The 17,579-nt window shown below is 56.1% G+C and carries 14 protein-coding genes, 1 pseudogene and 1 other annotated feature; of the genes and pseudogenes, 6 read left to right on the forward strand and 9 right to left on the reverse strand.

The genetic code is table 11. The features are described 5' to 3' along the window. Positions 1 to 38 precede the first annotated feature (38 nt). Positions 39 to 690, reverse strand: a pseudogene (locus QD409_RS30165) (ISNCY family transposase); the annotation flags it as partial. A 1,088-nt stretch (positions 691 to 1,778) separates the two neighbouring features. Between QD409_RS30165 and QD409_RS30170 the strand changes: the two are divergent. From QD409_RS30170 to QD409_RS30180, 3 genes are read left to right on the forward strand one after another with little or no spacing between them, the layout of a single operon-like run. Continuing rightward, positions 1,779 to 2,459 carry a vWA domain-containing protein gene (locus QD409_RS30170; RefSeq protein ID WP_004122927.1) on the forward strand — a complete coding sequence of 227 codons (681 nt, stop codon included), beginning with the start codon at positions 1,779 to 1,781 and terminating at the stop codon, positions 2,457 to 2,459. Further along, positions 2,456 to 3,226 carry a PP2C family serine/threonine-protein phosphatase gene (locus QD409_RS30175; RefSeq protein ID WP_430764478.1) on the forward strand — a complete coding sequence of 257 codons (771 nt, stop codon included), beginning with the start codon at positions 2,456 to 2,458 and terminating at the stop codon, positions 3,224 to 3,226. The genes QD409_RS30170 and QD409_RS30175 overlap by 4 nt, the downstream gene beginning before the upstream one ends. Next, complete coding sequence (locus tag QD409_RS30180) at positions 3,223 to 5,130, forward strand: protein kinase domain-containing protein (RefSeq protein WP_004122931.1); 1,908 nt, start codon at positions 3,223 to 3,225, stop codon at positions 5,128 to 5,130. The genes QD409_RS30175 and QD409_RS30180 overlap by 4 nt, the downstream gene beginning before the upstream one ends. Positions 5,131 to 5,886: 756 nt before the next feature. On the opposite strand, the gene QD409_RS30185 is transcribed toward QD409_RS30180, so the two are convergent. The 7 genes from QD409_RS30185 to QD409_RS30215 form a co-directional block, all read right to left on the reverse strand. Then, positions 5,887 to 7,071 (reverse strand): hypothetical protein, encoded by a 1,185-nt coding sequence (locus tag QD409_RS30185; RefSeq protein WP_004122936.1) that lies wholly within the window; start codon positions 7,069 to 7,071, stop codon positions 5,887 to 5,889. A gap of 6 nt (positions 7,072 to 7,077) precedes the next feature. Next, a complete protein-coding gene (hxsA, locus tag QD409_RS30190) occupies positions 7,078 to 7,701 on the reverse strand; it encodes a His-Xaa-Ser repeat protein HxsA (RefSeq protein WP_004122938.1) in 624 nt (207 codons plus the stop codon). After that, entirely contained in the window at positions 7,698 to 8,780 is a 1,083-nt protein-coding gene (hxsC, locus tag QD409_RS30195) for a His-Xaa-Ser system radical SAM maturase HxsC (RefSeq protein WP_004122943.1), read from the reverse strand. Before hxsC ends, hxsA begins: the two co-directional genes overlap by 4 nt. Then, complete coding sequence (gene hxsB, locus QD409_RS30200) at positions 8,777 to 10,183, reverse strand: His-Xaa-Ser system radical SAM maturase HxsB (protein WP_004122947.1); 1,407 nt, start codon at positions 10,181 to 10,183, stop codon at positions 8,777 to 8,779. Before hxsB ends, hxsC begins: the two co-directional genes overlap by 4 nt. Then, the gene (locus QD409_RS30205; protein WP_240535489.1) at positions 10,180 to 10,614 is read right to left on the reverse strand and encodes a hypothetical protein; all 435 of its coding nucleotides are present in this window, start codon (positions 10,612 to 10,614) and stop codon (positions 10,180 to 10,182) included. Before QD409_RS30205 ends, hxsB begins: the two co-directional genes overlap by 4 nt. A gap of 373 nt (positions 10,615 to 10,987) precedes the next feature. After that, on the reverse strand, positions 10,988 to 11,884 hold the full coding sequence (locus QD409_RS30210; protein WP_004122951.1) for an MFS transporter: 897 nt from the start codon (positions 11,882 to 11,884) through the stop codon (positions 10,988 to 10,990). A gap of 291 nt (positions 11,885 to 12,175) precedes the next feature. Beyond that, the gene (locus tag QD409_RS30215; protein ID WP_004122953.1) at positions 12,176 to 13,573 is read right to left on the reverse strand and encodes a helix-turn-helix domain-containing protein; all 1,398 of its coding nucleotides are present in this window, start codon (positions 13,571 to 13,573) and stop codon (positions 12,176 to 12,178) included. 124 nt (positions 13,574 to 13,697) lie between these two features. On the opposite strand from QD409_RS30215, the gene QD409_RS30220 reads away from it, so the two are divergent. Continuing rightward, on the forward strand, positions 13,698 to 15,290 hold the full coding sequence (locus QD409_RS30220; RefSeq protein ID WP_004122955.1) for an isocitrate lyase: 1,593 nt from the start codon (positions 13,698 to 13,700) through the stop codon (positions 15,288 to 15,290). Between the two features lie 63 nt (positions 15,291 to 15,353). Beyond that, positions 15,354 to 15,533, forward strand: coding sequence for a hypothetical protein (locus tag QD409_RS30225; RefSeq protein ID WP_015342020.1), 180 nt, complete (start codon positions 15,354 to 15,356; stop codon positions 15,531 to 15,533). 98 nt (positions 15,534 to 15,631) lie between these two features. Here QD409_RS30225 and QD409_RS30230 read toward each other — a convergent pair. After that, a protein-coding gene (locus tag QD409_RS30230) for an IS3-like element ISRtr2 family transposase (protein WP_076611960.1) occupies positions 15,632 to 16,860 on the reverse strand; the annotation gives its coding sequence in 2 pieces (ribosomal slippage) (positions 15,632 to 16,572 and positions 16,572 to 16,860; 1,230 coding nt in all). Next, positions 16,463 to 16,579: a sequence feature (AL1L pseudoknot), on the reverse strand. (Overlaps the previous gene by 117 nt.) Positions 16,861 to 17,000: 140 nt before the next feature. Here QD409_RS30230 and QD409_RS30235 point away from each other — a divergent pair. Beyond that, positions 17,001 to 17,579: citrate/2-methylcitrate synthase (locus tag QD409_RS30235; RefSeq protein WP_430764479.1), on the forward strand; the 579-nt coding region annotated here is incomplete at its 3' end.

Genomic DNA, 17,579 nt, shown 5'->3' on the forward strand with positions numbered 1-17,579 from the left:
GTCGGGACGCGCCGCCCTGGTCGGATCGGAGGATCCGCGGGGGTTTTGGCGCAGATGATGTCGATGTTCAGCTCATAAAGCGCCCGGCCGAAGTGCGTCAGGCCGCTCGTCCGGTCCTTCTTCACGGATGTGTCGATCGAAAGACACCATGCTTGTCGCTATAGAAAGCGAGCGGCTTGCCCCATTGCTGCAGATAGGCCTTCGTCGCAGCAGATAGTCGAACGTGTTCTCCGATCCGGCAAAACGCAAATGCAGAAGCTTTCCGGCGGCATCGTCGATATAGACGAGTAGGGCGCATTTGGGGCCGCGGTTCTCGAACCAACAGTGATGCGACCCGTCGATCTGCACCAGTTCGCCAAAGCAGTCGCGCCGGCCACGCGGCTGGAAAACCCGTTTCTTGCGTTCCCGGCGCGAGATCCAGATGCCGGCCTCAGTCATCCATTGCCGCAGCGTCTCCTTGGCAACAGAGATCCGGTGCAACTCGATCAGCTTCTCACGCGCCAGTGTCGGGCCGAAATCCAGACAGCGCTCGCGGATCAGATCCAGCGCCGCATTGCGAAACTCCTCGCTGTGGCGCCGGTTGCCCGGCTGCGTTCGCTTCTTCGAAACGAGGCCGGCCGGACCTGAATGGTCATAAGCCTGCAGCAGCCTGTGAACCTGACTTCGGCCCAGCCCAAGCAGTTCGGCAGCCTAGACGACGCTCAGGGAAAATACAGGCGCCGTGATAAAGACGCCCTCTTTTTTCTCGCCGCACGGTCCAACGGAATCGATTTCTTCGATGAAGAGCAGACTCGGTGCGTTTGAGCGTGCACGTGCAAAGTCGAGATCGTCTACGCCACTCGGCAACGTCATAAACGAGCGTTAACGCCCAATCGCAGGGCGCGCCGTAGCCTCTTACGCTACTCAGGTCCGTACCACCTCGCCAGACTTCGCTCGGTTAACTTTGGTTGCAATTGCAGCAAACGCAAACGCCCCAATGTCTCATCGAAACCGCAACCCTTTCGAATGGTCTTCCAAAATAGGCCGGGCGCAATGGCCACGGCTTCCGCAACGGCTCCCTTGTTAGCTTGAGGTTCGGAGCCTCCTGGTCCGCGTAAATTCGGAGATCGCCGCCCATTTGTTCGGCACTTCCACGCCGTGATCAAAAAGGAGAGCACGCTTGGAAGTGTCGATGGCGTTCTCCGCCCGATTCACCGCCCTGCGGTCGCCAACGACCAATACGAACCCAGGTGGGAAGAAGATTGCTGTCGGCAGCGTCCACGAGCTAAATTGAACATCATGATTGTATAACGTCGGTCTGAGAAAAACCCTGGGTAGCTTCTCCCAGAGACTCGTATATGCTGCCTGACGAATCTTAGTCCGCAGGCAACGAGATCGCGATGGCAATGCACCAGCTCCCCTCATCACAAAGCGGCTCGAGCACTCGGCCGCGGCTCTGGTGGATGGTATTTCTATTTCCCGGCAAGGCCATCTTATGGTTTCAGTATCACTTTCCTAAATTCGGCAATGTCATTGCTACTGGCCGCCGCTATCGGAGCCGCACTTGCGGAATAATGTACTCGGCCGTGTTTTGGGTGCTAGTCGTCGCCTGGCTGCTTGCACTTTTGCACGGCGCACTTCGGTAACACCTCGATGCTGCCATCTCGAGCCCGAGAGTCGCGGTTCCGGTGCTTTTCCCAAAAGCCACACCCGGCGAAAAAATATCTTTGAGCGCTCTTTTGTAAATGCAGCGCCGGCGAGAGCTGCTATGCATTGTTCGCAAGCTTGAGGAGAACCACATGCCGAATCCGTTTGAGCAAATTCCCTTTGATGGCGCGGAGTTCGTGGACAATCCCGAACCGCGTTGTCCCTGCCTTTTATTGCTAGACGTTTCTGGTTCGATGCGGGGACGCCCGCTTAGGGAACTCAATGAAGGTCTCGTCCAGTTCAAAGACGAACTCTATGCGGACTCTCTCGCATCTAAGCGCGTTGAGATAGGCATAGTCTCCTTCGGCCCTGTGACCATCGTGAACGACTTTACAAGCATGCAAAACTGGATCGTCCCCGAGTTGGCCGCACAGGGAGATACGCCAATGGGCCATGCAATCGAGGAGGGCCTCCGGCTCCTGCGCGACCGGAAGAACTCCTATCGCCAAAACGGAATCTCATACTATCGCCCGTGGGTTTTCCTGATTACGGACGGAGCCCCAACAGACGCCTGGCAGAGTGCGGCGGCGCAGGTCAAGGCTGGAGAAGTTGAAAAGGCCTTCAGCTTTTTTGCTGTCGGCGTCGACGGTGCTAATTTCGAAACGCTTTCCCATATCTGCGTGCGCCAGCCTTTGGCGCTGAAGGAACTCAGGTTTCGAGATCTGTTCCAGTGGCTTTCCAGCTCTCTAAGCTCGGTCTCGCAATCCAATCCCGGTGACGCCGTTCCTCTCTCTAATCCTGCAACGCCAGACGGATGGGCCTCAATCGCATGACCGACKGCTGGCGATGGGCTGCGGCCCGTGCTCGTGGCACCTCCCATGTGAAGACGGGTTTGCCATGTCAGGATTTTGCATTGAGTGAGACTTTAGCCAGCGTCGATGAAACCGTTATGGCAGTGATCGTTTCAGATGGTGCGGGAAGCGCAAAACTGGCGCAGATTGGTTCCAAATCAGTCTGCATTGGTCTGCTTCGGCTCATCCGCGGATATCTCGCAAATCACTCCCTCTCCCAGCTTCGTGAAGAAATGGTCTGGGACTGGATAGACGATATCCGCGAATACATCAGCGCGAAGGCTAGTCGCTCTGGAACACAGCGACGCGATTTCGCGGCCACAAGCGTTGCTGCTCTCATGTCTGAAAACGGTACTGTGATCTTTCACATCGGCGATGGCGCGGCTGTCGTACGCTACGAAGGAGACGAAGCCTGGGATGTGCCGTCGTGGCCGTATCAAGGCGAATATGCATCGACAACCACCTTCATCACCGATGATCCCCAACCGCATCTCACTTTCGTTCGAAATGACCGTCGTGTCGATCGATTTGCAGTCTTCTCCGACGGCATCGAACGTCTAGTCCTCAATAGCGCAAATCGTTCGGCTCATGAGCCATTTTTCAATCGGATGGTGACGCCGCTGGCTCTTTCGGAGGAAGCCGGCAGGAACCTTCCTCTGTCGATGGCGCTGCGAGAATATCTTGAAAGCCCATCCGTTTGCGAAAGAACCGATGACGACAAGACGCTCGTACTCGGTGTGCGCAAATGAGCACTATCGTATTCGGATCGGATGGGAGGAAGCTGACGCTTGGCGGGATGCTAGGAAAAGGCGGCGAAGGCGCGGTCTATCACGTCCACGAGGCGGGCGATTTGGCGGTGAAGATTTATAATCCCGGCAGGGCCTTCGAGAGGAAAGCAAAAATCCTTGCCATGACGTCGGCCGCACTCCACAAGACAACCGACATCGTCGCCTTCCCGATCGACACTGTCAGTGACAAGAGCGGAATGTTCATGGGGTTTTCCATGAAGAAGGTCGCAGGTTTTAAGAATATCCATGAACTCTATGGGCCTGGCAGCAGGCGGACGGAATTTCCTTCTGCCGACGCCCGGTTCCTGGTGCGCAGCGCGTTCAATCTTGCGAACGCGTTTGCTGCAATCCACAGCACGGGCTGCGTGGTCGGCGACGTAAACCACTCCGGCATCCTCGTTTCAAACCAGGCTATGGTAACTCTGATCGACAGCGACTCCTTTCAGTTCAATAAGGGGCCAGAAGTCTATCGCTGCACCGTAGGCGTGCCGGATTACACGCCGCCTGAGCTGAGAGGCGCGGACTTCGAAAAAGTGGTTCGGATGGCGAACCACGACAACTTTGGTCTAGCCGTCCTCATCTTTCAGCTGCTTTTTCTTGGGAGACATCCGTTTGCTGGGAAGCATCTCGGTCTTGGCGACATAGACATCCCGACCGCTGTAGGCGACCACCGTTTCGCCTATAGCGCACGCAGGGCTGAGACGCGCATGGAACCTCCGCCGCTAACACCAGCGCTGGGTGACTTTGGCAAGGAGGTTTCCGACGCATTCGAATCCGCTTTCGGAAAGAGTGGTGATCTTCCGGGCGGTCGACCGAATGCGACCTCGTGGGTCCAAATCCTCGGCAAGCTCGAGAAGGGTTTGCTGGAGTGCTCTGCTGACAAATCGCATGCGTATTTTCGGAGCTCGTCGTGTCCCTGGTGCCGCCTCGAGAAATCGATGGGCAGGAGCCTCTTCGCCGCGAAGATTTCAAGCACTGTTTCCACACTGAACATCGGTGACCTCATTGCTCTGATCAACCGTCCCGCTCCACCAAACCAACCCCCAGCACCTGAAAGCATCATTGCGGTTCCGTCTCTCACCCGCAGCCCTGTGGCGGTATCCTTCTCACGTGGAAAGCAGCTGGCGTTTTTCGCCTCGGTTGCGGGACTGCTGATAGGTATTTTCCTTGCAAACCAGTTGAATGGCTTCTGGGGTGCAGCTCTGGTTATCGCATCAATCACAATGATGATCCGATCCCGCCGTCCTGCGGAAGAATTTAGGGTCGAACTGCAGGCGGCTACCGCAGCATGGGAGGAGAAGAAGAAAATTTGGGAAGAGCACGCCGGGCCTGCCGTGTTCCTGAAACGAAAAAGCCACTATCTGTCCCTGGCCTCGGCTCATGGCAAACTTCCGGAACAGGAACGCGAACGTCTCGCCGAGCTCGAGCGAAAGAAAAGAGACCTTCAATTCAGGAGCCACATGCAGGGGCACTTGATCTCCCGCGCAAAAATCGCTGGCATTGGACAGAGCAGGACGGTAACGCTCTCGTCGTTTGGTTTTGACAGCGCGTGGGATGTGAAGACTCGCTCGGTTTTAGCCGTTCCCGGCATTGGTCCCAAAAAAGCCGACGCCCTTGCGAGTTGGTCGTCGTCTGTTGAAAAGAAATTTGTATTCAATAGTCACATTGCCACCGATCCGCAGGCTATCAATGAGGTCAAAACGGACATAGCGCGTCAGAGGGCTGACCTGGAAGGAGAGCTGAGGCGTGCTCCGGATGAGCTCAAGGAACTTCTGGATACTGCCTCCGAACTGCGAAGGAACCCGCCCCCGCAATTGGTTGAAGCGTATGTGCGGCTTAAGCAAGTCCAAATGGATATAGGGTAACGGTGACGCGCGTGGCCGGAGCATACCGAGACTTCTGGGTAATGCTGGCGATGATCGGGGGCGCTGTCTTCGCAGCGAATACGACGTCAAAGCCGGGAACGGCGTCTCACGCCCCTGTTTCGTCACTTATTCCCTCGCGCAATCAGATCGTGACAGCGCCGGTTACTACCCCAACACGCGCTCAGGAAAAAGCGCTTCCTGCGTCTCAAACTTCGGTGGTAACCGCGACTCCTGCAAGTGCAGAGCCGTCGCCCACATCTTCCAGTACAGCGAATGCGACATCCGTTTCGGAAGCGGCTCCGTCTTTCTCCGCACCTACGCCTCAAAGCACCGAGGCGAGCCCTGGGCTTCCGATCACGCAGCCAACGAGCGGCGCCCCTGAACCTGATCCGTACGTCTTCGATGGATTGATCGCGTCCATCGAGAAATCGGAGGCGACCACCATCGCGCCTGCGGTCGATCCTTTCGATAAGGCCACCCCGCCCCCTGCCGCGAGGTTCGCTTACATTCGGCTACCTCTTGAACTCAGAGACGGCCCTGGTCCTAAGTACATCGTTGTCGGCAGTCTTGGGCAGAACGCCCTTGTATCTCTTATGGAGCAAGAAGCGGGTTGGACCCACGTTAGCGCCGGCGACGCCATTGGCTGGGTGCCTCCTGGGATGATTTCCTCCAGTCCCGTGCTTTCTGTTGCTCGCAAACCGACTCCTGCAGCACGGTCAGTCGAAACTCCACGCCGCGAGGGCGGCCGCTAGTTGATCACGGGCTGGCGCACTGCCTCCAGCCCAATCCCCGCTGATCACACCATCCAGAGCTATTCAAATCGGCCTCCAGGATCGAGCGCGATTTGCATACTTCCGCGTCGACAGCGTTCCCAATCGAGCAGGCGGTAGCGTCGAGAATCCAACGGCGGATGATACGATCGGGGCCGGCGACTGCTTTGTCGGTCTCAATGACCCTGCCCGTCTCACTGACTATCCTTCGACTAACCGGGTCCCAAGTCAGCGCCAGGTTGACTGCGCCTGAAGCACCCTTTTTTCTGGTTGCACTGAAGGCGTACCAGTCGACAACGCCGAAGACTGAACACTTGTCTGCACAAAGCGCATGAACTGAACCCGGCCGCGCTGTGTAGATTCTTGTCGGCCATCGGTCCACGAAAGCGCTCTTCTCCTTAAGCACATCTTCTCGCGAAAGGTCTTTTCCGTAATACTGGATGCGGTCGGCATAGACGTTGCGAAGAAAGGCTACCGCCTCGCTGCTCGAGCCCGACCATACCCGCTGGAACTCATTGAACACTTCCACTGCCCCTGCTTGATCGGTGGGCTGAATATCCTGCACTTCATCTGCCGAAGCGCTTTCTTCATTGAGCTGGGCCGTTACCAGCTGATAGCCCGCCATATCGACAAGATTCAATTCTTTCGATTGCCCCAGCGGCATTGACAACGCTGCGTCCAGAAGCGAAGCGCTGACACCCATCGTGCCGAGGTAGTCTTTGAGGGCTGCTGACACTGAGGGATTGAGACGACCGTCAGATTCCGCAGATGTCGCAAACGTCTCTACAGATATGCCTATGCTCTCATCTTCGGCATAACGACTAAGGCCACCCATAAAAGCCAAAAGGCAGGTTTCGAGACAAGGGGAGCCTTTTGTCTGGAGCGTCGGAAGGCCGGTCTTGCGGATTGCCTTCCCGAAAGCCATCGCGATTGATCGATCGCCACCCGCCGAATTAAACGCGATGTATTTGGCCGGGCTTGCAGCAAGTTCTAAGGCGATGTGTTGAGGATCATCGCCAGTCTCGAAGCTGCCCTCAACAAGAAGGATCGTGGTCCCATTCGTCGTGGAGAGATGACGGTAAGAGACCGCAGCAGTCGCGGCGCCCATCGAAACCGAAACAGACAAAACAATTGTGATAATCGTATAAAGGAAACGCCGTTTCATTCGCATGGCGGTTTAGTTCGTCGCGATCCCCAGGGCCGACAGGACCTGCGGAGTTATGGTGCCGGTGACTTTGAGACCGTACGCGTCCTGCATTTTACTGAGCCCGCCCTTCGTGGCGGCATCGACTTGACCTGTTATCGGGCCGCCGAAATAACCAAATGCGATCAGAGCGGTCTGGACCTGTATGACGATACGGCGAAATTTGTCCGAGTTGCCTGGCAACGTCTTCAGTGGCACTGGCTGCGCGCTCGTCGAAGAGGATTGCGTCGAATAGGTGCCAGTTGACGTCGTCGCCGGTAAGTTTGGAGTGGTTGGGAGACTTCTGATGACCGGCCCCGGGTTGGGCTGATAGCGCGGTGTCGGATCGGGGGATGGATAAGCAGTGTCATAATCGCCCCGTGGGACGTAGCCACCTCCAGCTGAGGATGCGTGGCTTGCGTGACTGGCATGGCTTGCGTGGCTCGAATGCGAGCTATGGCCGGCAAGGGTGTAGACCTGCTTGACCCGCAACCGTTCGAACAAGGTGGCGGCCGGCTTCTTTTCGGTAAGGCCGATGATCGGCGCAGCATCACCTTTCGATGGCATGAAACCGGCCGCGATCAACGACGGCACCAGGTAGATCTTGCGCTTCTTCATTGTGGTGAGAGTCCCCCAAACCCCTGATCAGCTTTATACCATTCAAAAAATCCACCACAAGTAGAGCGCAGCGAACATCCGCTGCACTGTTCCAAAAATTTGTTCTTCCAATCTGAAATCGTGCCTGGTGCCAGATGTCGGTACCCTGGAGGGACACTGCAAAGAGGGAAATTATAGAGCAGCGTTTGAATACCGCGCCCAATCGCGAGGTTGATGGCTGTGCGGAGTCGGCCGAAATCCAGCGACGTATCCTTGAACGAATGGGCCCAGTTCATTCTGCCGTAGCCAATATTTTCCAGTTGCATGATCGCCCATACGTCAATGAACGGAAGCCGGGTCGAGACATAGTTCGCAAGCTGTGGCAACACATCCCAGTTCTGCTGGAGGACAACCGTACGAAGCTCGACCGCTGCCCCCGCCCTCATCAGCGCCGTCAAGTTCAACGACAGCGTTTCAAAGGCTCCGGATTTTCCAACAATGCTGTCGTGAAGTCCCGCATAAGGCGCATAGAGCGGAATGCCCCATAGCACGCGATCACGTCCGATCTCATCCATCACGGTGCTGTCGCCCGGTTCGAAAAACTGGCCGTTGGTCAGAACATGAAATGAGATATCCGGCCGGGCTTTCACGGCTGCTAGAAGAAACTGAAACAGCCTTCCTTTGTGCAGCAGCGGTTCGCCGCCAGATATGGTGATCCGAGCGTTTTCCGGCGCTAAGGTGGCGGCGACTGTGAACTGGTCGAAGAGGTCGGCGTGATATTTCTTTGGAGGCTGCGAGCACATGACGCAGAGCTGGTCGCATTGCTCGGTGACCAAGAAGGTGTTGTGTCTCGACCGGGATCGCACCAATCGATGCGCTGACTTTCGCCCAGGAACTAGAAGCAGGACGTCACCGTCAAGATCGGTTTCGGGACCGCAGTGGACGCGAAGCGAGTAACCCGCGAGATCGAAGGTTTGACTTTCCTGATCTCTGTCGATCAGGAGTGCATCATATTCACTGTCCACCGCGTGCGAGCGCAAGCGAACGATACTTGGATTGTCGATCGGGACGTCATCGATCTTGAGCCGCAAATCGATCATGTGTGTACCGGCGCCAGTGACGGATCGAATTCCGGAATTCCGGCCCAGAACGCAAGGCTCTTTTGGACTTTCTCGTCAGCCGAATAGAGCAGCTCGAAGATCTTGTCGAAGATTGCGGTATGACGGCGACAGAAGGCTGTGTCGGCCTTCGGTAGATCGATGCGCCCATAACGGGATAGATCGTCAACAACGTCCGCACCACACGCGGCTTGGTATGGACAATGGATGCAGTCGGGATGGAATGAATTGGAAGACTCTTGGTTCAGCACGTCTAGCTTGGACTGGTCGATGCCGTCACAAAGATTGCCAATGCTAAGATCGACCTGTCCAACCCGCGTGACCATCCTGGCTTCATCCGTCGGATAGAAGGTGCCATCGTAGTCAATAACGATGTAGTCTCGGCCGAGAATATTCGGATTACGAAGGTCGACGTGCTGATTGTGGCCGCCACGCAGAACCCGCCGCAGGCAGTGTGTGAAATAGAACTCCTCAACCGGCTGCCCGGCGGTCCAATTGTCCTCGATCAGAGCGTCGATAAAATCGGCATGGTAGGCATTCCATTTGTCTTCGAGACCGGTGGTCTGAAACCGTTTTCTGGCAAAACCCTGATGATTAACTGGTCGAAGGAAAATTGACCGAAATCCGAACCGGCCAAATGTATCAATGATCTCGGAAACGCTCGGCAACTGGTTGATGTCTAGCGTCGGGAGAGCCGAGACCTTTCCCTGCCCCAAGCGCTCGATGGCATAGCTGAGGTTCGATACGAATTGCTGCGTGTCTTTGGCGTTTACGGTTCGTTGCCGCTCATGCGTCGAAAATTCGCCATCAAGTGACGTACTCACGAAGACGTCCGAAGCATCCAGGAAATCCCAAGCTTCTTCCGATACTGATTGCAGATTGGTGCATACCGTAAAGAAAACTTCTTGGAACTTGCGGCGAGCGAAATCACGAACCTTCTCCAATAGGTCTAATCGGAGCAGTGGCTCGCCACCCTGGAATTCGATTTTGACGCTCGCGGACGTCATGGCATCGAGAAATCGGAGAACGCGCTCAAGCGTCTCATCCGTCCAATCAAAGCCCGGAGTGCTCTCGTTCACCCGAGACACCTGGCAATAGGCACATGCCAAATTGCAACGGAGGGTCGGAACGAGAATGACGTAATTCAGCTCTTGAGGACGGTGCAACCGTTGGGCCCACCGGTAGGCAAATCCCATATAGGCTGGATCGTCGATCTCATTGAACGCATGACCATTTGCTTCAAGAAAGCCCCTATCCAGTGCCGTCAGCTTTCCGGTCGCATAGCGATTGAGAAAGTGAGCGTCGGCTTTGAAGTAACCGCCCGCATCATCCGCAAAAAGATAGCCGGCGCCGAACGGTTTGAACTTAAGGGGAAATACGGTCATCGCCCGAGGACACCGTCGACCAGGGCACGCCTGAGCGGAAGCGTCTCGGCATAAATTTTCTCGCGATACAGACAGTGGTGGAACTCTCGAACGAGCAGATCACTCGGCGCTGCGCCGTTATCCAACAGGCTGATGGTTTGCGATATTTCGATTTCTGTATCTGGATGCGACGCACTAAACCGAACGATAGCCACTGCGAGATATGGACGGAATGTCGGATCGAGCTCGATCGCACTGCGGCGAGTTTTCTCTGGGGACGAGGTGTGAGAGTTTTGCGGTTTCACGTCAGTGCAGCCTCCCCATTCCGTACGATTGAGATTGTAGCCATGCTGGCATCCAAACACCAGACGGTTGCACTGAATTTTCTCTTTCGAGCCCCGCGCACGACGTCCCAAACCAAGTATCCATTCGACTGGGTTTTCAATTACCACATTTATTCCAGTGAGTGCTTTCGTGATTTGCCCTCTTGCCGTAGCAGGAAGCGCTCGTGATTCCTTGTCTGGCACCGAATCGCAGAGGAGCCAGGGAGGCGTGGTTTGATAGCGACCTTGCCGGTCACGGCGGGCAACACTTTGCCGATGTGAATCCTTTTCGTTCCAATATTCGAAATGCCGTTGACGTCTCACAAAGGAAGGGCCGCCTCGAAGGGGCTATTGGCGGCCCAAAGGTGACTGCTCGTGCAGCCACTTTGGCGAATGAAAGGAAAATTCGCCTAAGCCATAGTAGAATTTCAATTTTGATATTGCAACGGTCACTTTGAAATAGCTGTAGCACGAAGCTCTACCACTGATTGATTTACCATACCTATTTGCCGATGCGAACCGATGTCTTGCAAACAGCTGAAGTCGAGCTGGGGGATGATGGGAGACGCCGGCGCTTTTTGCAAACCACGCTGAGCTGCGGCGACAGCCTTCGGGCCAGCGGCCAAGGCCTCCCACAGCCGAATTGGAACCGCGCATAACCTCGGCGACGCGATGCACGGCAATTTCTTGATCTTGGGTCATCATGTTTATGGTTCCTGCCTTGGGCGTTTTCAAAGCTTCCAGTTCCTTTAGGTATCGATCCACTTGATTTCGGCCGGGCACTCAGCCAGCCCGTGGAGCAGCCAAATGCGACCGAAAGCGAGTGGCTCTGTGCAACCGTTCCCTTGATTTCTGAGGACATAGCGGTGAAGCGCAAGCCATCACAGATAGCTGTAAACATCGCCTCACGCGGCAAGGATGAGGAAAGCGTTTTCCATTTATTTTGCCACAAGGTGATCAGCGGAACTGCAAAACCAAATGTTGCAATCGCAAAGGCAGAGAGGGGCCTCGCTGAGGCAACGACGATCCCTCCCAGTGCGGGACCGACACTGCGAACAGTATTGAACCCGACAGAAATAAGCGTGACTGCACCCGGCAGGTGGGGCCGTTCGACGATATCCCCGACCGATGCCTGCCAGGCGGGATCGTGGAGAGCAATGCCGCAGCCAGCCTGAAAACTGAAACCGAGAATGATCCACGGATCAGTTTCGTCGAAAGCAACGGAAAGCGTGAGCATGGCGGACGCGGTCATCATAAGGCTTCGGCCAATGATCATCACCTTACGTCGGCTAAAGTTGTCAGCGATCGCCCCGACGAAAATGGCCAGAATGAATGCAGGTGACGTTGAAGACGCCTGGACCAATGCGACCATCACATCCGAGGTCGAAAGGGTCGCCATCAGCCAACTGATCGCAACCGCTTACATTAGCCGGCCGAGACTGGAGAACTGATTGGCGGGCCAGATGGCGCGAAACGTAGGATTTGTTCAGCGGCGCCGACAACGTTGATGAAGCAGGAAACCTGCATTAATAGACAGGTTGACGCCCTTTGGCGGGAAGCTTTTTGACTAAGAGAGCGTCACTTTAGGAGTGACATGCCACGATCCCGGATTGAACGGCGGAGCCGATCCGAATTCGTTCCACCTTGGCGCCGATACAACACGAGGGCGCACCTCCTGCGGCCCTCATCCTCAGTCGGAAAACCCAAATGGCGCGTCCGTGCGCCGGTAGTGATCAGGCAAGATCTGTCGGCCGATTGGCGGTTCCGACCGGGATGTGCAGCTATCGCGTTGGCAAAGACGACAGGTAATGCCGATGGGCGTTGGCACAACGGACGTGTTGTCCTTATGATAGACCAGACGTTCGACGTGGCTGGCTTCGCAAACCAGCGCCACGGCCCGATCGACGCGCGGAAGTCCAAAGGCACCTCCCCCGGAACTTACGGTTCGAGCGATCGAAAAAAATAGTTGGCCATCCGGCAACTCTAGCCACTGCGTTACCACCGTCCTCGGCGTTGTAAAAACCTGGTGCAACGTCCAAAGGGGGCAACCACCGCCATGTCGTGCGAAGGGAAAATTTGCGCTGTCGAGGCGCTTGGACACGTTGCCTGCAGAATCCACACGGATAAAGAAGAAGGGGATCCGCTCTTGTCCGGGCTTCTGCAGTGTGGTCAGCCGATGTGCCGTCTGTTCGAAACTGGTGCCAAATTGACGCGAGAGCGCTTCGACATCATAGCGGCGCGCTTCAACCGCTTTGGCAAATTGCGTGTAGGGCATGACAACGGCTGCTGCAAAGTAGCCTGCGAGCGCCCGGTACGCTAATCGTCGCCCACTCTCTGTCGCAAGATTGCCTTCTTGAACGAACTTTTGAATATCGCCCTCGGATTCAAGATAGGCGAGTTGCTGTGCAAGTTGAAAGTTTTGGCTTGCCAGATCCAAGCAGTCGTCAAGTAGAACCTCATGCCTGTGTCGGTCCAGTCGGCGGACCGATCCTGACATGATCTCCGTTGGTAATCGTCTCACTCGAAGATTGTGACGTTGCATAAGATAGAATGGAAGCCCGCCAGCCTCCTTCACCGCCGCCGCCAACTTTTCTGCCGCAACATCAAGGCCAGGAAAGCAATTACGTCGAGCTGCGAGGAACCGTCGCACGCCCGCAACAGGATCTGCTCCTTCATCGATCCCTCCGTCGAGGGCGGCCTGTCGTTGATCGGCAAGAACAATCTGTTCCTCCTTGTACGAGGTGTAGAGCCGCAGCATCGCTTCTGCAAACCCCGGAAAGCTGCTGAGCACGTCTGCGACTTCGAGCGGTGATATCTCTATGCCACTGAATATTGGATCCTTCATGGTCGATTGTAGTCGCGCAAGGATTTCGGGCGTGCCGTCGTCGGCAAAGAGCGACATGTCGAGCTTGTAGATCTTCGCAAGTCGCAGAAGAATCTCGGCCGTAACTGGTCGCTGATTCCCCTCCATGAGCGCGACATAAGAAGGGGAGACATCGAGGTCAGATGCCATGTCGGCTTGAGTGAGGCCAAGATTTTTCCGCAAGCGTCGAAGTCGCGGACCGAGATAAACGCAGAGTTTTTCCATACACCGATTACAGCATTACAAAATATCCTTGTAAAGTTTGACAACATCACAAAGGCACCGGCTGAAAAGAAAACGGCGACCCGCTATTGCAGTGCACACAACTGGCCGACCCTTGGAGGAGTAAATGTCGTATTCAGATAGTGTTGAAGGAGCCAAAACCTTGATTGTCGAAAACCACGCATGGTCCGGCCTCACTGCCGAAGCTGTCGCTCGCATGCGCCTTCAGAACAGATTCAGAACCGGTCTAGACATTGCGCGCTATACCGCTGCGATCATGCGTCGGGACATGGGCGCCTATGATCAAGACCCGAGCAAATATACGCAGTCGCTCGGATGCTGGCATGGGTTTATTGCCCAACAGAAAGTCATCTCGCTGAAAAAGCACTTCGGCACGACGGAACGCCGTTACATCTATCTCTCAGGTTGGATGGTTACGGCACTGCGGTCGCAGTTCGGTCCGCTCCCCGACCAGTCCATGCATGAAAAAACGAGCGTGCCGGCCCTTGTCGAGGAGATCTACACCTTCTTGCGCCAGGCAGATTCACGCGAACTCGGCATGTTGTTCAGGGAAATCGACAAAGCCCGGGTGGAGGGTGACCGAGCGCGGGAACAGCAGCTGGTTCAGGCGGTCGACAATCATCAGACCCACGTCATTCCCATCATTGCTGATATTGATGCAGGTTTCGGAAATGCCGAAGCAACCTACCTGCTGGCGAAAAAGTTGATTGAAGCCGGCGCCTGCGCGCTGCAGATCGAGAACCAGGTCTCCGATGAAAAGCAGTGCGGCCATCAGGACGGAAAGGTGACCATTCCGCACGAGGAATTCGTCGCCAAGATCCGCGCATGCCGCTACGCGTTTCTCGAGCTCGGCATCGACGACGGCATCATCGTGGCTCGCACCGATTCACTCGGCGCAGGCCTTACCAAGCAGATCGCCTTCAGCGTCAGCGAAGGCGACATCGCCGACCTGTACAACGGCTTCCTGGATTGCGACGATGTCACCGGCCAGCCACCCTCCAACGGCGACGTGTTGATCACGCGCGGCTCGAAGCTCTTGCGGCCGAAGCGGCTGCGTTCCAACCTTTATCAGTTTCGTGAAGGCACAGGCGCCGACCGCTGCGTGATTGACTGCATCAATGCGCTTAACAATGGCGCCGACTTGCTGTGGATCGAGACCGAAAAGCCTCATGTCGAACAGATCGCGAGCATGATGGACCGCATCCGGCAGGTGATCCCCAATGCCAAGCTGGTCTATAACAACTCGCCCTCTTTTAACTGGACGCTGAATTTCCGGCAGCAGGTTTTTGATGGTTGGCAGAGCGAAGGAAGGGACGTCTCTGGGTTCGACAGGGCCAAGCTGATGAGCGAACAATATGACGACAGCGATTTGGCGCGGGAAGCCGACGAAAAAATCAGGACCTTCCAGCATGACGCCTCCAAACGCGCCGGCATTTTCCATCACCTGATTACGCTGCCGACCTATCACACCACGGCGCTCTCGACGGACAATCTCGCCAAAGAATATTTCGGCGCGCAGGGCATGCTCGGTTACGTCGCCAACGTCCAGCGAAGGGAAATCCGCCAGGGCATTGCCTGCGCGAAGCACCAGAACATGGCTGGTTCTGACATTGGCGACGATCACAAAGAGTATTTTGCCGGCGAGGCGGCGCTTAAGGCCGGCGGAGCCAATAACACGATGAACCAGTTTGCGGCCTGATGCAGACCTACCTTGCAAGGGACCTGCAGCAGGCCTGCGTCCTTTACCTTACCGGAGGAAGTAATGTCGAACGACGAAGAGAAAAAGAAACCGATCTTGCTGGAGCGACCGCGGGCTGTCTTTTCGCAAGAGGACTTTGAGCTCATCCGGGTAGCTGTCGCCCACTATCTGCACGTGGTGAAAAACGAGCCAGTGGCAGTAAAATACTCAAACCTGCATCACCGGCTCGGCCGGATATCTTAAGATCGCAGCTCTTGTAATCGCGCGTCGCAATTGCGCTCGAAGAGTTTCGTTCCGAACCCTGAACCGCGCCGGGTTTGCCGGAGGCCGTTTGGTTTAAGTTATGCGGCCATGGCTGGCTCGTCCAGCATGGCATAGTAACGTTCTTCGGCTTCGGCAGGCGGAATGTTTCCTATGGGCTCCAGAAGACGCCGGTTGTTGAACCAATCCACCCATTCGAGTGTGGCGAACTCCACGGCTTCGAAATTGCGCCATGGTCCCCGCCGATGGATGACCTCGGCCTTGTAGAGGCCGTTGATCGTTTCGGCGAGAGCGTTGTCGTAACTGTCGCCGACGCTTCCAACGGAAGGCTCGATGCCTGCCTCCGCCAGCCGTTCGGAATACTTAATCGATACGTATTGAACACCCCTGTCGGAGTGGTGGATGAGCCCACCGCGATGGACTGGCCGCCGGTCATGGAGTGCCTGGTCCAGGGCATCGAGGACGAAACCCGCATGAGCGGTTCGGCTCGCCCGCCAGCCGACGATGCGGCGGGCGAACGCGTCGATCACGAAAGCGACGTAAACGAAGCCTTGCCAAGTGGCTACATACGTGAAATCGGAAAGCCACAACATGTTCGGCGCGGGAGCGCAGAACTGGCGGTTCACGCGGTCGAGCGGACATAGAGCGGCCTTGTCAGACACGGTCGTTTTGACGGGCTTTCCACGGATAATGCCCTGAAGACCCATCATTCTCATAAGCCGAGAAACAGTGCATCGAGCTATGTCGAAGCCTTCCCGCTGCAACTGCCGCCATACTTTCCGCACGCCGTAGACTTGGAAATTCTCATTGAACACTCGGCGTATCTCGACCTTCATGGCCGCGTCGCGACGAGCGCGGGCCGACAGGCGGTCCACGTCCGTGCGCTTGGCGATGGCGTCATAGTAAGTGGACGGGGCAATCGGCAGCAGCCTGCAGATCGGCTCGACCCCGAACTTTGAGCGGTGTTCGTCGATGAAGGAAATCATCGCTTCAGTGGGCGGTCGAGCTCCGCCTGGGCAAAATAAGCCGACGCCTTACGCAAAATCTCATTGGCCTGTCGAAGCTCGCGGTTCTCCCGCTCAAGGGCCTTCATCTTCTCGGCGACATCGCTTGGAAGGCCTGCTCGTTTGCCGCTGTCAACATCGGCTTTCTTCACCCACTCATGCAGCGTATGTGCCGAGCAGCCAATCTTGGCGGCTATGGATGAAACTGCCGCCCACCGGGATGGATGCTCGGCCTCATGGTCCAAAACCATGCGGATGGCTCGGTCACGAACTTCAGGTGAAAATTTGTTGGTCGTCTTGCTCATATCGGCTCCACTTTCTCACGAGTTGGAGCCTCCGGCAAACCCGGCGCGGTTCACCCCCTCTGCGGGAAGACAATTAGAACACAGATCAGTTCATTCGGCAGCTGTTAGTTCCCAGCTAGCGAGCCCTGAGGAAAAATATCATGGATAACAACAATGCTTGTGTCTTAGTCGACGGCCATAGTGCCGAATTGAAACTTCGATCAAGCACGATCGGTCCGAACGTCCTCGGCATTGGATCCCTCTACGAGCAGACGAAGATGTTCACCTATGATCCTGGCTTCACTTCGACTGCGTCGTGCGAGTCCAGCATCACCTTTATTGATGGCGACGAAGGCGTTCTGCTGCATCGCGGTTATCCGATCGAACAGCTTGCCGAGCACGGCGACTTCCTCGAAGTCTGTTACCTGCTGCTCTACGGCGAATTGCCGACCGCAGCCCAGAAGAAGGACTTCGACTATCGGGTCGTGCACCACACCATGGTGCATGAACAAATGTCCCGCTTCTTCACCGGTTTCCGCCGCGATGCGCATCCGATGGCCGTCATGTGCGGCTGCGTCGGCGCTCTGTCGGCCTTCTATCACGACTCCACCGACATCACCGATCCGCACCAGCGCATGGTCGCAAGCCTTCGTATGATCGCCAAGATGCCGACGCTTGCCGCCATGGCCTACAAGTACCATATCGGCCAGCCCTTCGTTTACCCGAAGAACGATCTCGAC

This window comes from Rhizobium sp. BR 315 (genome assembly GCF_050577975.1).
In the GTDB taxonomy this organism is placed as follows: domain Bacteria; phylum Pseudomonadota; class Alphaproteobacteria; order Rhizobiales; family Rhizobiaceae; genus Rhizobium; species Rhizobium miluonense.

What these genes read in the sequence shown, in the direction of transcription:
- hxsA (WP_004122938.1), bottom strand. Translation starts at nt 7,701, where the DNA reads ATGAAGAAGCGCAAGATCTACCTGGTGCCGTCGTTGATCGCGGCCGGT.
- hxsC (WP_004122943.1), bottom strand. Translation starts at nt 8,780, where the DNA reads ATGATCGATTTGCGGCTCAAGATCGATGACGTCCCGATCGACAATCCA.
- QD409_RS30180 (WP_004122931.1), top strand. Translation starts at nt 3,223, where the DNA reads ATGAGCACTATCGTATTCGGATCGGATGGGAGGAAGCTGACGCTTGGC.
- QD409_RS30210 (WP_004122951.1), bottom strand. Translation starts at nt 11,884, where the DNA reads ATGGCGACCCTTTCGACCTCGGATGTGATGGTCGCATTGGTCCAGGCG.
- hxsB (WP_004122947.1), bottom strand. Translation starts at nt 10,183, where the DNA reads ATGACCGTATTTCCCCTTAAGTTCAAACCGTTCGGCGCCGGCTATCTT.
- QD409_RS30185 (WP_004122936.1), bottom strand. Translation starts at nt 7,071, where the DNA reads ATGCGAATGAAACGGCGTTTCCTTTATACGATTATCACAATTGTTTTG.
- QD409_RS30170 (WP_004122927.1), top strand. Translation starts at nt 1,779, where the DNA reads ATGCCGAATCCGTTTGAGCAAATTCCCTTTGATGGCGCGGAGTTCGTG.
- QD409_RS30225 (WP_015342020.1), top strand. Translation starts at nt 15,354, where the DNA reads ATGTCGAACGACGAAGAGAAAAAGAAACCGATCTTGCTGGAGCGACCG.
- QD409_RS30220 (WP_004122955.1), top strand. Translation starts at nt 13,698, where the DNA reads ATGTCGTATTCAGATAGTGTTGAAGGAGCCAAAACCTTGATTGTCGAA.
- QD409_RS30215 (WP_004122953.1), bottom strand. Translation starts at nt 13,573, where the DNA reads ATGGAAAAACTCTGCGTTTATCTCGGTCCGCGACTTCGACGCTTGCGG.